This window comes from Lysobacter sp. K5869 (genome assembly GCF_018847975.1).
Lineage (GTDB): Bacteria > Pseudomonadota > Gammaproteobacteria > Xanthomonadales > Xanthomonadaceae > Lysobacter.
The window spans coordinates 2,916,174-2,931,473 of the sequence record NZ_CP072597.1; the positions used below are offsets into that span (position 1 = coordinate 2,916,174).

The following is a 15,300-nucleotide window of genomic DNA, read 5'->3' on the forward strand; positions in this document are numbered from 1 at the left end:
ATGATCTACGAGTTCTTCCGCTTCGAGTTGCGGCAACAGCTGCGCTCGCCCTTGCTGTGGGTGCTGGCGATCCTGTTCGGGCTGCTCGCGTTCGCCGCCGCCAGCAGCGACGCGGTGCAGATCGGCGGCGGTATCGGCAACATCAACCGCAACGCGCCGACCACGATCGCGACCTTCTTCGGCATGATGAGCCTGCTGAGCTTGCTCGCGATCGCCGCGTTCGTGTCCAACGCGCTGCTGCGCGATTTCGAGATGGGCACCGCCGATCTTTTCTTCTCCACCCCGATGCGCAAGCGCGATTTCCTGATCGGCCGCTTCGCCGGAGCGATGGTCGCGTGCTTGTTGGTCTATCTGATGATCGCGGTGGGGCTGTTGCTCGCGCCGGCGATGCCGTGGATCGATCCCGAGCGGTTGGGGCCGTTCTCGCTGTATCCCTACGTGTGGAGCTTCGCGGTTTTGGTGCTGCCGAACCTGGTGTTCATCGGCGCGCTGCTGGCCTTGCTCGCGGTGACCGGGCGCAGTTTGCTGGTGGTCTATCTGGGCGTGATGGGATTCTTTCTGCTGCAGGTGCTGGCCGGCACGCTGGTGAGCGACCTGGAAAACGAGGCGCTGGCGTCGCTGCTCGATCCCTTCGGCGTCACCGCGTTCTCGCGCGTCACCCGCTATTGGACCGCGCCCGAGCTCAATAGCCGCTTGCCGGAACTGGCCGGGTATTTGCTGGTCAACCGCGTGCTCTGGGTCGCCGTCGGTCTGGCCATGACCGCCGCCGCGTTCGCCTTGTTCAAGCCGCAGCGCACCGGCACCGGACGCGGCTGGTTGCGGCGCAAGTCCAAGCCCGCCGCGGCGCCGGCGGCGCGCGCGAAGGCGGCGAGCGTCGTGGCGGCGACACCGGCGTTCGGCCGCGCGACGGTGCGCGCGCAGTTCTGGCGCAGCGTCCGCCTGGACGCGGTCGGCGTGTTCAAGAGCGTGCCGTTCCTGATCCTGCTGGCGTTCGCCGCGCTCAACTTCCTCGCCGGCGCCAGCAGCTTGCAGAAGCTCTACGGCACCCAGGTGTATCCGAGCACCTCGCTGATGCTGTTCGCCTTGCAGAGCAGCTACAGCTACGTCGTGGTGCTGATCGCGATGTTCTACGCCGGCGATCTGGTGTTCAAGGAGCGCAGCGCCAAGCTCAACGAAGTGACCGATGCGATGCCGGTGCCGAACTGGGTGCCGCTGCTGAGCAAGTTCGTCGCCTTGATCGCGGTGGTGCTGGCGTTCCAGGCCATCGGCGGCGTGGCGTCGATGGGGCTGCAGTTGTTCAAGGGCTACACCCACCTGGAACCGCTGCTGTACCTCAAGGGGCTGCTGCTGGCCTCGATCCCGTACGTGCTGATGGGCGGGCTGGCGCTGGCGCTGCAGGTGTTCTGCAACAACCGCTTCATCGGCTACGGCCTGACCATCGCGGTGGTGGTCGCGCTCGCCACGCTGAACATGCTGCACTTCGAGCACAACCTCTACCGCTACGCCAACGCGCCGAAAGCGCCGTATTCGGACATGAACGGCTACGGCCACTATCTGGCCGCGCGGCTGTGGCTGCAGAGCTACTGGGGCTGGTTCTTGAGCGCGCTGTTGTTGTTGGCGGCCGCCTTCTGGGTGCGCGGCGCGCCCGGCGGCTGGCGCGCGCGGCTGCGGGTGGCGCGCGAGCGCCTGCGCGGCGGACCGCGGCTGGCGTTGGTCGGCGTGTTGGCGGCGTGGGCGGCGACCGGCGCGTGGATCTTCTGGAACACCGCCGTGCTCAACCGCTACGTGCCCAAGGACGTGGCGATGGACGAGCAGGCGCGCTACGAGCAGCAGTTCCGCCAGTACAAGGATCTGCCGCAGCCGAAGATCCTCGCGGTCGACAACCATATCGACCTGAGCCCGGAAACCCTGAGCCTGCGCGCGCAGGGACGCTACACCCTGGTCAATCCGCACGCGGCGCCGATCGGCGAATTCCACATCACGGTCGATCCCGACTCGAAGATCGAGACCCTGGAGTTCGGCGGCGCCGAACTGGTGCGCAACGACGAACGCCTGGGCTACCGCATCTACCGCCTGAAACAGCCGATGCGGCCCGGCGAACGGCGCGAGCTGCGCTTCGCCCAGTCGCGCGCCCAGGTCGGTTTCGCCAACGAGCCCAGCCAGCACGCCATCGTCGGCAACGGCAGCTTCTTCAACTCCGGGATCTTCCCGCACTTCGGCTACGACCCGGGCCGGCAGTTGCTCGACCGCAACGAGCGGCGCAAGCGCGGCCTGGGCGACGTGCCGCGCATGGCCAAGCTCGAGGACGAATCGGCGCGCCAGCGCAATTACATCGTCCACGATGCGGACTGGATCGACTTCAAGACCTCGATCTGCACCGCGCCGGACCAGATCGCGCTGTCGCCGGGTTACTTGGTGCGCGAGTACTCGCAAGGTGGGCGCAAGTGCTTCGACTACGCGATGGACCGGCCGATGCTGCCGTTCTACGCGTACTTGTCGGCGCGCTGGAAGGTCAAGCGCGACACCTATCCGGGCGGGATCGCCATCGAGATCTACTACGATCCCAAGCACGGCTACAACGTCGACCGGATGATCGCGGCGAGCAAGAAGTCGCTGGATTACTTCCAGGCGAATTTCACCCCGTACCAGCACCGTCAGGTGCGGATCGTCGAATTCCCCGGCTACGAAACCTTCGCCCAGAGCTTCGCCAACACCATCCCGTTCTCCGAATCCATCGGCTTCGTCGCCGATCTGCGCGATCCCGACGCGGTCGATTACGTGTTCTACGTGACCGCGCACGAAGTCGCGCACCAGTGGTGGGCGCATCAGGTGATCGGCGCGGACCTGCAGGGCTCGACGATGCTGTCGGAGACGCTGTCGCAATACTCGGCGTTGATGGTGATGGAGCGCGAATACGGCCGCGGCAAGATGCGCCGCTTCCTCAAGTACGAACTCGACCGCTATCTGTCCGACCGCGCCGGCGAACGGGTCGAGGAACTGCCGCTGTTCCGGGTCGAGAACCAGCCTTACATCCACTACCGCAAGGGCTCGCTGGCGCTGTACCGCTTGCGCGAGGAACTGGGCGAGGCGGCGGTGAACCGCGCGCTCAAGCAGTTCCTGCTCGACAAGGGCTACCAACAGCCGCCGTACACGACTTCGGCCGAATTGCTGGCCTATCTGCGCCGCGAGGCGCGGCCGGAGCAGCAGGCGCTGATCACCGATCTGTTCGAGAAGATCTCGTTCTACGACAACCGGGTGCTGTCGGCCTCGTCGAAGAAGCGCGCCGACGGCAAGTACGAGGTGACGATGCGGGTGCAGGCGGCCAAGCGTTACGCCGACGGCAAGGGCAGCGAGACGCCGGGGCGGCTGGACGACTGGATCGAGGTCGGGGTGTTCGCGCGCGGGCCGTCGGGCAAGGAGGAGGACGAGCAGGCGCTGTTCTTGCAGCGCCGCCGCGTGACCCAGGGCGAGTTCACCGTCACCGCCGTGGTCGACCGGGCGCCGTACGAGGTCGGGTTCGACCCCTACAACAAGCTGATCGACCGGGTGCCGGACGACAATCGCAAGAAGCTGTGAGCCGCTTCCGCCGCCGGTCCCGGCCGGCGGCGCGGGCCTGGGCGGGGCGGGCGGGGCGCCGCTCCCGCGCCGCGCCGGGACCGCGCGCTGCGTCACGCGGCGCTTTTCCGCGCTTGGCCGGAATGAGCCGCGGCTGACCCCGGCCCCGCCGCAACTGGCGTAAGCGTTTGTTTTCGCGTAGAGTGCGCCCCGTTCAGCGCACGGCTGCCTCCCCGCAAGGGTACGTTTCCCAGGTTGCCCGTCGCCCCGCACACGCCTTCCACGGCCGCGGCGCGACTTCTTATCCCGCACGTCTTTCGTAGCGCAGACACGGCCCGGAGCATCCGGCGCCGTCAAAAATCGATACTCGCAGCGCGGTTCAAGGGAACGCTGGAGTGATCACGCGACCCATGAAGGTCCGGCTCGCCCATGGCGCGGCCGGCACATCGGCGCGAACATCTGGAGTTCCAAAGCAATGACGTTCGAATCGCTGGGACTGGCGCCCGCGCTGCTGCGCGCGCTGTCCGAACAAAACTACGCGACCCCCACCCCGATCCAGGCCGAAGCGATCCCGCTGGCGATGGCCGGCCACGACCTGCTCGGCGGCGCTCAGACCGGCACCGGCAAGACCGCCGCGTTCGGCCTGCCGCTGCTGCACCGTCTGGCCACCGCCGCGCCGCAGAGCGGCCCGCGCCGTCCGCGCGCGCTGATCCTGGCGCCGACCCGCGAGCTGGCGCTGCAGGTCAGCGACAGCCTGCGCGGCTACGCCAAGTACCTGCGCCTGAACATCCACGCCATCTACGGCGGCGCCGGCATGGGCCCGCAGCTCGACGCGCTGCGCCGCGGCGTCGACGTGCTGGTCGCCACCCCGGGCCGCCTGATCGACCACCTCGAGCGCGGCAGCGCCAAGCTCGACGCGGTCGAGCTGCTGGTGATGGACGAAGCCGACCGCATGCTCGACATGGGCTTCCTGCCGGCGATCAAGCGCATCCTCGGCCGCCTGCCGCACTCGCGTCAGACCCTGCTGTTCTCGGCCACCTTCGAGGCCCAGATCAAGCAGCTCGCGCTGGAGTTCATGCGCGCGCCGCAGCAGGTGCAGATCGCCGCCAAGAACGTCGTGGCCGATGCGATCAGCCACCGCGTGCATCCGGTCGACGGCGGCCGCAAGCGCGATCTGCTGATCCAGATCCTGGCCGCGCGCCCGAACGATCAGGTGATCGTGTTCGGCCGCACCAAGCACGGCTGCAACCGCTTGGCCGAACAGCTCGAAGACGCCGGTCTGAAGGCCGTCGCGATCCACGGCAACAAGAGCCAGGCCCAGCGCCAGAAGGCGTTGCGCGATTTCAAGGCGAACAAGGCCCGCGTGCTGGTCGCCACCGACGTCGCCGCGCGCGGCCTGGACATCCCGAGCCTGCCGCTGGTGATCAACTTCGATCTGCCGATGGTGGCCGAGGACTACGTCCACCGCATCGGCCGCACCGGCCGCAACGGCGCGACCGGCGAAGCCCTGTCGCTGGTGTCGCCGGACGAGGCGGGCCTGCTGCGGCAGATCCAGCGCATCCTCAAGGACGACATCGAGATGGTCAGCGTCGCCGGCTTCGAGCCCTCGCGCCCGCTGCGCATGGGGTCCGACGCGCCGGGCGCGCGCCGTCCGGGTCCGGGCGGCAACCGCGGCGGCAACAACGCGCCGCGCAAGCCCGCGCACCGTCCGCACGGCAAGCCGCCGGCGCGTCACGCGCACGCCGGTCCGAAGCAGCATCGCGGCGGCGGCAACGGCGGCGGTCAGCAAGGCGGCCCGCGCCGGGATCGCAGCGCGGGTTGATCGATCCGCCTCGGCGTCTCGTCGTGGAAAGTAGAAAAGGCCGGCATTGCCGGCCTTTTCTTTTTGCGGCGCGACCCGGCGAAGAGGCCGGGACCGACGGCTTTCGTCGTCGACGGACGAAGGCGCGGCGCGCGCTGCTTGCTTGAACGCCCGCCGTCGCGAGGGCTGCTGCCCGGATGTCTGCCGAGCGTGCCGTCGCGCGTCGATCCGGCCGCCGAGGTTCTTGCGTGTTCGGTCTCGGCGCGAACCCGCGGCTTACTGCTGTTTCAAGCAGACCGCGAACGCCGTGCCGACCGAGGAGCCCGGCGGGATCGGAACCGACGCCAACCAGAAACGGAATTTCCATCCCTGCAGCGAACCGCTGGTGACCGGACCGTTGTAGTAAATGAACAAACCATCGCCGTAGGTCATGTTGTGACCGCCGCCGCTGACGACTTCGCCGGCCTGACACCACGCGATCGCCTCGACTTGCGCTCCGCCCATCGTGGTGAAGGTGCTGGAGGTGCGCACGGTTTGGACGATGGCGGCGTCCGCCGTGGCGAGACCGCTCAGGCCGATGGCCACGAGCGCCGAGATCCGAAGAACGAGCTTCGACATGGATATCTCCTGGTGAGAATTGCGCATGGCCCGATCCGAAATGGACGAACTGCGTACACCCATTCCTTCGGGTGAATCCAGGATAGAGCGTCGGTTTTCGCGCCGGATCGGCGGCCGTCGGAATGCGCGCGATCCGAGTGCGGGTGCGATCACAGATCGCGCCGCCGTAATGTTTCGGTTGGCGTAGGCGTGCGCGCAGTCGCCATGGTGGGCGCATCGCGGAAGCGGCCGGCGTCAGCGACGCGAGCGTGTAGCCATTGCGTCTAGAGTTCGCCCAACCGCGCCGCCTCGCGCCGATCCCGCCCGTTCTCCTTGGCGCGATACAAGGCCGCGTCCGCGCCGTCGAACACGGTGCGCACATGCGTGTGCGGGCTCGGTACGCAGGTGTACAAACCCACGCTCAAACTCACCCGCTGGTCTTCGCGCGGGCCGTAGCGCGCGTCGAGCTTGCGCATGTCGGCAAGGATCGCGTCGGCGACCTGGGCCGCGCCTTCGACGTGGGTGTCGGGCAGGATCACCGCGAATTCGTCGCCGCCGAAGCGCGCGGGCAGGTCGCGCGGGCGGCGCGCGTGGGCGGCGATCACCGCGGCGATCTTCTGCAGCAGTTTGTCGCCGGCGCGATGGCCGTGGGCGTCGTTGTAGGCCTTGAAGTGATCGACGTCGATCAGCGCCAGCGACAGCGGCGCGCGGGTGCGGCGGGCGCTGGCGAGTTCGCGCTGCAGCACGTGGTCGAAGCGGCGGCGGTTGCCGAGCTGGGTCAGGGTGTCGACGTTGGCTTCGCGGCGCCAGTGGCGCAGGTGGCCGATCAGCCAGGCCAGATACGCCAAGCCGATCGTGGCGATGGTGCCCGCCGGCGGGAACCACAGGTCGGTCAGGCGCAGCAGCACGATGCTGCCGGCCGCGGCCAGCAGCGCGGCGCCGCCGGCGATCAAGGCCGGACGCTGCAAGCGCGGGTTGACCATCGTGTAGACCACGGCCAGCAGCATCGCCGCGGCCAGCAGCGCCTGCCACCACGGCGCCAGCGGCACGATCGCGCGCCGGTGCAGCAGCATTTCCAGCACGTTGGCTTGGTATTCGGCGCCGTGCATGCGCTGGTCTTCGGACATCGGCGTGAGGTAGCGCGGCGCCAGCCCGGTCGCGGTCACGCCGATCACCACCCAGCGGTCGCGCAGCAGTTCGGCCGGCACTTGGCCGCTGAGCACGTCGGCGTAGGAGACCTGACTGAAGGTGTCGGGCGGGCCGGCGTAGCGGATGCGCACGTAGTTGTCGCGCGTCCATTGATACGGCGAGCCGCGGTCGGACGCGGGCCGGCGCAGGCCGGGCAGCGGATCGCGCGCGACGCCCGCGTCCAGCGAAATCAGCGCCAGCGACAGCGCCGACCAGCGCGCGTCGCCGAGCCCGGCCTTGAGGTAGAGGCCGCGCGCGGTGCCTTCGGCGTCGAGTTCGATGTCGGTGTGGCCCAGCGTCGAGGCGGCGGTGGCGATCACCGGCGTCGGCAGCACTTCCACCGGCGGCGCGTTCTGGCGCAGCGGCGCGGTCACCACCGGCAGGGCGACGCGGCCGAGCCGGCGCATCGACGCGGCCAGGGCGCGGTCGTGCTCGTCGCCGCTGCGGTCGGGTTCGGCCAGCACCAGATCCAGGGCCACGCCGCGCACGCCGGCGTAGCCGAGGCGGTCGAGCATCTGCGCGTGGATGTCGCGCGGCCACGGCCATTGGCCGAGTTCGTTGAGGCTGCGGTCGTCGATGGCGACCACGACCACGTCGCCCTCGGGCGTGTAGCCCCAGTGCGAGAGGTGCAGGTCGTAGAAGAAATCGTCCAGGCGCCAGGTCGCGCCGCTGACCGTCAGCAGCGCCGCCAGCGCGGCCGCGCCCAGCGCCGCGGCGCCGCGCAACAGCTTGGGCAGCGCGCCGGGCTTCATGCGCGCGCGCCCGTGGCGGTCGGCGGCGAGGGCGGCGTGGCGGGCGGCTGCATCGGCGCGCGCGGGCTACAGCGCCAGCAGCAGCAACACGGCGCCGGCGCCGCCGGCGGCGTAGCACAGGCGGCAGGGCAGGCGGATTTCCTGGGCGGGGCCGTAGGGCGCGGCATAACCGTCGTCTTCGATGGTCTGCACGCGCACGTGCCACGTGCCGCCGCCGGGACGGTCGATTTCGATCTGCGGCTCATCCACCTCTCGCTCCAGCAGCGGCTTGGCGAAGTCGGCCTTGCGCGAAATCTGCACGCGGTAGCGCTGGCCGGGTTCGCCGCGCTGCCAGCGCAGGGTCAGCTTGCCTTGCGCGGCTTGCGGCGGCTCCAGGCCGGGATCGACCGGGGCATCGCTGATCTGGAACGGCAAGGCGTTGCCGAAGCGGCCGGGCCGGCCGTCGCCGTCGCGCGAAGCGACGCGCCAGAAGTAGGCGCCGGGTTCCAGGTCGCGGTTCGGGCGATAGCGCAGGCCGCGCACCTGTTCGTCGATCAGCGGCGCGGCGAAGTCGGCGTCGCGGGCGATCTGCACGCGGCTGGTGGCGGCGCCTTCGACCTTGGCCCACTGGAAGCGCGGCTGCGGCAGATGCAGGGTCTGGCCGTCGAGCGGGGCCAGGGTCAGCGGCGGCGCCGGGCCGGCGGGGACGTCGAAGGCCTGGACCAGATCGTGCCCGCCCAGGCCGTTGCCGGCGACCGCGCGCACCAGCAGGCGCTGGCGGCCGGGCGGCAGGTCGTCGATGCGCACGCGGGGTTCGCTGGTGGCTTGCTCGAACAGCAATTCTTCCGGCGCGTCGTCGCGCACCACTTCGATGCGGTAGCCGCTGGCGCCGGGCACCGCGCTCCAGGCGGCGCGCGCGGGCAGCTCGTCCAGGCGGGTGGCGGCGGGGTCGAGTCGCGGCGCGGGCAGCAGTTGGATCGGCGCGGCCGGCGCGCCGTCGCGGCCGGCGACGGTGCCGTAGCCCGGCGTCACCAGCACTTGCCCGCGTTGCGCGCCGACCTGGACCTTGCCTTCCAGCACTTCGGTCGCGTCCAGCGCGCCCTCAAAGCCGGCGCTGATGCGGAAGCGCGTGCCGCGCACGCTCGAGGTCGCCGACGGGGTTTCGATGATGTAGCGCGAGGCCGGCCCCTTGGCCGGAATCACCCGGTTGGTCGCGCGCCCGCGCTGCAGGCGCATGCGCGTGTCGACCATGCCGGTGGAACCGTAGCTGCTGAGTTCGTCGAACTGCACCGCGCTGTTGTCCTGCACGGTCATGCGCGAGCCGTCGGCGAATTCGAGCGTGGCGCTGGCGCCGGGTCCGGTCTCCAGGCGGCTGCCGATGCCCAGGCGCAGGCCGGCGCTGACCAACTGCGCCGGCGCCTTGTCCGAGGCCAGCCAGTTGACCGCGCCGCGCACCGCGATCACTTGCGCCTTGGCCGGTTCGATCCGCAGCCAGCCGATCGGGAAGCGCATGCGCGTGCCCGGCGGCAGGTGGTAGGGGTCGGAGATGCCGTTGTGCTGCTGCAGGCGGCGCCAGTCGATGCCGCTCTTGAGGTGTTTGGCGCCCAGATCCCACAAGGTGTCGCCGGGGCGGACGCGGTAGCTCCAGTCCTGCGCCGACGCCGGGGCGCAGACGGCCGCGAGCGCGAGCAGCGCGATCAGCAGGGCGAACCAGCGGGACCCGCGCGGACGCGGACGGGCCGCCGGCGGGACGGCGGAAGGCGCAAGCGCTGCGGCGGGTGCTGCGATGGAGAACATCCGTAATCCGTGGCTGAGAAAGACGGCGGAAACCGGCCGCGCGGCCGGCGGGCAAGGGACACAGCAACCCCTAATTATGCGCCTTCAGTCACATTTTTGCCGCTGGTGGGAGTGCGTAACGGTGGATCGGGTGGGATCGGCGGTCGTCGGACGGGCGGTTTCGGCATGTCTGATCGGGCCTGGGGGCTCGCGCGTCAGGCGCGAATTCCGTGCCTTGGGGGCGATCCTAGCGCCTGCGCGCCGTATGGGGCAGTGGGCGGGAGCCGGTTTGCGCGGGCGACCGCATGGATGTTTGCGCGGGCGAGCGCATGGATGAGGGCTGCGCGCGCGACCGGCCGTCTTCCCGTTTTCGGCCTTGTCGCTGGATGGGGTGCCCGCGCGGGCATCGTCCCGCGAACTCGGGACCGGAACTTCAGACTCCGGGCGCGGCGGCGCCCGAGCTTTCGGCGTTCCGAGGGGACGACGGCTTCGGACGAATCGCGCAGTCGTTTCGTTCCTGCGCCGCGACTCCCCTTTCCGTCATTCCGGCGAAAGCCGGAATCCATTTTGCTGTTGTCGTTCTTGTCGCTGGCCGCGCAGGAGCGGAGCAAGATCAAAATGGATTCCGGCTTTCGCCGGAATGACGGGGGATGCTGACGCCGGAATGATGGGGCGATGCTGACGCCGGAATGATGGGGCGATGCTGACGCCGGAATGACGGGGCGATGCTGAGGAATCGATAGCTGAGGAATGCGACGTTCCCTCACGACCTCATCCCCGCAGCAGCGGGGATGACGCCGGCACGCGCATCGCGTTTGCGCCTCAGCCCTGCTTCGCCGCGATCCAGCGATCGATCTTGCGCTCCAGAATCTCCAGCGGCACCGCGCCGTCCTTGAGCATCTCGGCATGGAACTCGCGCACGTCGAAGCGCGGGCCCAGTGCGGCCTGCGCGCGCTTGCGCAGCTCCATGATCTTGAGTTCGCCGATCTTGTACGCCAGCGCCTGCCCCGGAATCGCCATGTAGCGCTCGGCCTCGGCAGTGGACTGGGTTTCGCTCTCGGCCGAGTTGGCGAGCATGTACTCGATCACCTGCTCGCGGGTCCAGCCCTTGCTGTGCAGGCCGGTGTCCACCACCAGCCGGATCGCGCGCCACAGCTCGTTCTGCAGATAGCCGAAGTAGTCGTACGGGCTTTCGTACACGCCCAGATCCTTACCCAGCGATTCGGCGTACAAGCCCCAGCCTTCGGTGAAGGCGGTCTCGCCGCCGAAGCGGCGGAACTTGGGCAGGCCGGTCAGTTCCTGCTGCAAGGCGAGCTGGAAGTGATGGCCCGGAATCGCCTCGTGCAGGTACAAGTCTTCCGCGTCCCAGGTCTTGCGCGTGGGCAGGTCGTACGTGTTGACGTAGAAGATGCCCGGCCGCGTGCCGTCCTCGCTCGGACGCATGTAGGAGCCGCCGGCCGCCGATTGCGCGCGGAAGGCTTCGACCGGACGGATCTCGAACGGCGCCTTGGGCGTCAGCGAGAACTGCTCGGGGATGCGCTGGTTGATCTTGGCTTCCAGGCCGCGGTAGTGCGCCAGCAGCGCCGGTTCGTCCTTGAACACGAAACGCGGATCGGTCTGCAGGAATTTGAAGAACGCCGCGCGGTCGCCCTTGAACTTGAGCCCGGCGATGACCTTGTCCATCTCGCCGTGGATGCGCGCGACCTCGTCCAGGCCGATCTGATGGATCTGCGCCGGCGTCATCGAAGTGCTGGTGGAGCGGCGCGCGTTGAACGCGTACCACTCGCCGCCGTTGGGCAGCGCGCCCAGGCCCGCGCTGTCGCGCGCCTTGGGCAGATAGTCGTCGCGCACGTAGTCGCGCAGGCGCGCGTAGGCCGGCATCAGCTCGGTCTGGATCGCGCGGCGGTAAGCCTCGGTGAGGCGCTGCTTGTCGGCGTCGGAGAAGCTCGCCGGGAATTTGTTCACCGGCGTCCAGAACAAGGTCGCCTCGGGCGAGTCCTTGATCAGCGCGTCGAGCTGCGACACCACCTTCACCATCAGCGCCTTCGGCTGGACCACGCCGCGCTTCACGCCTTCGCGGCTGTTGGCGATGAACTGATCGAACACCGACGGCACCTTGGCCGCGCGCTTGAGCCAGTTGTCGTAATCGGCGACGGTCTTGAACGGCTGCGCGCCGGCGCCGGAGCCGTACTGGGCGACGCTGGAAGCGAAGTTGTAGAACTGGTTGATCGGCTGCTGCCAATCGGGGAAGCGGTCGGCTTCCAGCTCCAGGCGCGCGTTGCGGGCGAAGATTTCGTAGCTCAACAGATCCTGCGCGGACAGGCCCTGCGAGCCGACCGATTCGACCGTCTTGAGCCAGCGCTGGAAGAACGCGCGGCGTTGCTGGCGGTACTGCGCGCTGCCCAGCGCCGGCAGTTGATCGTTGTAGCGCGGATCGCCTTGCTGGGTCGCCAGCAGCGGGTTGAGCTTGAGGTTCTCTTCCCAGTACTGCTCGTACAGGCGGGTGAGCTTGTCGGCCTTGGTCTCGACGACGACCTTGGACGCCGGCGCGGGCGCCTCGGCGGGCGCGGCGAAGACGGCGGCGGGCAGGGCGAGGGCCAGCGCCGCGGCGAGCAGGCTCGCGGCCGGGCGCGCGAAGGCGCGGGACGAAGAGGCGGTCATGGGGTCGATCCGGACAGATGGACCCGCAGGCTCGCGCGCGGACGCGGGTGGGGCATGGGCCGAAGGTCATGGCGCGGCGCCCGCCGCCGCGCTCGCTGCCGCGCGTCAGTCGGCCGCGGCCTCGTCGCGCAGCTGCTTGGCGCGCTCGTGGCCCAGATAACCGTGGATCCACACGCGCAGCAGATAGATCAGCGGAATCATCGCGAACGCCGCCAGCATCTTGTAGCCGTAGTTGACCGTGCTGATCGCCAGGAACTGCGGGATCGGCCAGTGCTGCGGCCCGAGCACGAAGGCGATGTACAGCACCACGAAGCTGTCGACCAGTTGCGACACCGCGGTCGAGCCGGTCGCGCGCAGCCAGATGTGCTTCTCGCCGGTGGCGCTGCGGATGCGGTGGAACACCGCCACGTCGATCAACTGGCCGAGCATGAACGCCACCAGCGAACCGGCGATGCTCCACATGCCCTGGCCGAAGATCGCCGCGAACGCGGCCTGATAGTCGGGCACGCCCTGCGCTTGCGCGGCGGTGACCCACCAGCCCGCCGGCGCCAGCGCGATCGCGGCGAAGGCGAACAGGAAGCCGTAAGCGATCAGCATCGCCGCCAGCCAGGAAATCAGGCGCACGCCGCGGCGGCCGAAGAATTCGTTGATGACGTCGGTCATCAGGAACACGATCGGCCACAGCAAGGTGCCGGCGGTGAAGTTCAGCGAGCCTTGTTGGCCGAACAGATTCCATTGCAGCGGCGCGATGCCCAGCGTGTCTTCCAGGGCGAAGATCTTGACCCCGATGAACTCGGCCAGCGCCGCGTTCACGCAGAAGAAGCAGGACAGCACGATGAACAACCGCAGCGAGCGGTCCTGCAAGGTGCGCGTGCCTTCGCCGCTGACGAAGGGAATGCTGGTTTCGCTGGCGCTCACCGCTTCGGCCTCACTTTGTAGATCACGCCCGACTTGTCGTCGGTGAACAGGAAGCTGTCGCGGCCCACGGCGAGCACGTCGCAGGGCCGGCCCACGGCCTTGCCGCCTTGCACGAAACCGCCGACCAGCTCGCCGCGCTGGCGGCCGTCGCCGCCGACGCGGACGATGCGGTAGCCGTGGCCGAGCTTGAGCTTGCTGGAACCGTGCAGGGCCACGGCGAACTCGTCGCGCAGTTGGCCGTTGTCGCTGGCCGGGAACCAGGTCAGGCCGAGCGCGGAGGCGTGCGACGGGAACCACGCGAACGGCTTGGGCACGATCGCGCAGCCTTCCTTGCGCGGGAATTTCGGATCGGTGAACGGCTTGCCGTTGCTGAAGTGGCAATACGGCCAGCCGTAGTCGGCGCCGTCGCGGACCACGAACAGGGTTTCGTCGGGCTTGTCGTCGCCGAGATGGTCCGAGCCTTGGTTGGTGGCGTAGAGCTTGCCGTCGCGGTACAGCAGCCCGACCGCGTTGCGCAGGCCGCGCGCGTAGGTGCGCTGGCCGCTGCCGTCGGGGTTCATCTGCAGGATCGCCGCGCGCACTTCTTCCTTTTCGATGCAGGCGTTGCAGCTGCTGCCGACCGAAACGTAGAGCTTGCCGCCGCCGAAGGCGAGGCTGCGGGTCAGATGCCAGCCGCCGTATTTGTAGCTCAGGCCGTAATCGGGGAAGGTCGCCAGCGTCTCGGGTTGCGACGACGGCTGGGTGTCGCCGTTGCGGTAGCGATAGCGCAGCAGCTTGTCGGTGTTGGCCACGTACAGCCATTGCTGGCCGCCGGCGTCGGTGTGGAAGGCGACGCTGTTGGGGTTGCGCTGCTTGTCCAGGTACACCGACAGCTTGGTGTAGCGCTCGGTCTTTTCGTCCCAGCCGTCGAGCGCGTACACGCGGCCGAGCTTGTTGTCGCTCAAGTCGTGCATGTCGGTGACGAACAAGCGGCCGTCGGGGCTGCGGGCGAAGAAGCGCACGCGCTTGAGGCCTTGCGCGACCGGAACGATGTCGAGATCGGCCGGCAGGTCGAGCGTGAAGCTGCGGCCGTCGTCGAGCTTGACCGGATGCGGCGTCAGCGCGGCGGCGCTCGCGGCGAACGGCAGGGCCAGCGCGGCGGCGAGGGCGAGGGAAAACGCGGAGCGTGGGGTCATGCGTGGGCGTCCTTGTCGGGGGCGGCCGCGGGCTTCGCCGCGGGCACGGAGAACGGAATCGTCGCCGGCGACACCGCGCCGCCGGAAATGATGAAGCTCATCGCCTGATCCACGCTCCAGTCGGTCGGGGTGATCTTCTCCACCGGCACGATTTCCAGATAGCCCGACGTCGGATTGGGCGTGGTCGGCACGTACACCGCGGCCAGCTCGCGGCCGCTGCCTTCTTCGCGCATCACCTTGGTGACGAAACCGATCGATTTCATCTCGGTGTGCGGGAAGTCGACCAACACCACGCGCTGGGTGCCGTCGGGCTTGGTCTGCAGGATGTCGAGCAACTGCCGCGCGCTGCCGTAGATGGTGCTGGCGAGCGGGATGCGGCGGATCAACGATTCGAACCAGCGCAGCAAGGTCTGGCCGACCACGCGGCGGGCGAGGACGCCGGACAGCAGGATCACCGCGACGGTGGCGACCAGCGCCAGCGCGGTCTGGACCCAGGCGTCGTTGAGCCAGCCCAGGGCGTGCGGCTGGGCGAGGGCGAGGTTCTGCAGCATCGGCCCGATCAGTGGCCGGCTGATGTCGGACAGCAGCACGAACACGAACTTGACCACGACCCAGGTCAGCCAGATCGGCAGCAGGGTCAGCAGGCCGGTGAGGAACAGGCGTTGCAGATTGGGCGGGCGCATGGCGCGGATTGTAGGGGAGCGCGGCGACGCTGGGAGGCGCGCGGCTTTGCCGGTGCGAGCGGGTCGGCGGGGGGCGAGGTCTGTGTCGTGTTCGGATGCCCTTTGTAGGAGCGGCGTAAGCCGCGATCGACCGAAGCGACTGACGCAAGCGCGCCGGCCGAAGCCCGGAACCTCGGCCGGCGCCTCAGAAGCGAGGGCTCGCACCGCCGGGCTTC

At 69.1% G+C, this 15,300-nt stretch carries 9 protein-coding genes; 2 read left to right on the forward strand and 7 right to left on the reverse strand.

The window, feature by feature from the left end; genetic code table 11:
* Complete coding sequence (locus J5226_RS12545; protein WP_215840196.1) at positions 1–3,576, forward strand: ABC transporter permease subunit; 3,576 nt, start codon at positions 1–3, stop codon at positions 3,574–3,576.
* A gap of 454 nt (positions 3,577–4,030) precedes the next feature.
* Positions 4,031–5,377, forward strand: a complete 1,347-nt coding sequence (locus J5226_RS12550) for a DEAD/DEAH box helicase (protein WP_215840197.1) — start codon at positions 4,031–4,033, stop codon at positions 5,375–5,377.
* 255 nt (positions 5,378–5,632) lie between these two features.
* Here J5226_RS12550 and J5226_RS12555 read toward each other — a convergent pair whose 3' ends face one another.
* From J5226_RS12555 to J5226_RS12585, 7 genes are all read right to left on the reverse strand, one after another.
* Positions 5,633–5,974, reverse strand: coding sequence for a hypothetical protein (locus J5226_RS12555; RefSeq protein ID WP_215840198.1), 342 nt, complete (start codon positions 5,972–5,974; stop codon positions 5,633–5,635).
* A gap of 263 nt (positions 5,975–6,237) precedes the next feature.
* Positions 6,238–7,893, reverse strand: coding sequence for a CHASE2 domain-containing protein (locus J5226_RS12560; RefSeq protein ID WP_215840199.1), 1,656 nt, complete (start codon positions 7,891–7,893; stop codon positions 6,238–6,240).
* Between the two features lie 66 nt (positions 7,894–7,959).
* Positions 7,960–9,669, reverse strand: a complete 1,710-nt coding sequence (locus tag J5226_RS12565; protein ID WP_215840200.1) for a FecR domain-containing protein — start codon at positions 9,667–9,669, stop codon at positions 7,960–7,962.
* 801 nt (positions 9,670–10,470) lie between these two features.
* Positions 10,471–12,309, reverse strand: coding sequence for a DUF885 family protein (locus J5226_RS12570; RefSeq protein ID WP_215840201.1), 1,839 nt, complete (start codon positions 12,307–12,309; stop codon positions 10,471–10,473).
* Positions 12,310–12,414: 105 nt separating this feature from the next.
* On the reverse strand, positions 12,415–13,227 hold the full coding sequence (locus J5226_RS12575) for a queuosine precursor transporter (RefSeq protein ID WP_255323070.1): 813 nt from the start codon (positions 13,225–13,227) through the stop codon (positions 12,415–12,417).
* The gene (locus tag J5226_RS12580) at positions 13,224–14,402 is read right to left on the reverse strand and encodes a PQQ-dependent sugar dehydrogenase (protein WP_215840202.1); all 1,179 of its coding nucleotides are present in this window, start codon (positions 14,400–14,402) and stop codon (positions 13,224–13,226) included. Before J5226_RS12580 ends, J5226_RS12575 begins: the two co-directional genes overlap by 4 nt.
* Positions 14,399–15,085: a DUF502 domain-containing protein gene (locus J5226_RS12585; RefSeq protein WP_215840203.1), complete on the reverse strand. Its 687-nt coding sequence runs from the start codon at positions 15,083–15,085 to the stop codon at positions 14,399–14,401. The genes J5226_RS12580 and J5226_RS12585 overlap by 4 nt, the downstream gene beginning before the upstream one ends.
* Between the last annotated feature and the right edge of the window lie 215 nt (positions 15,086–15,300).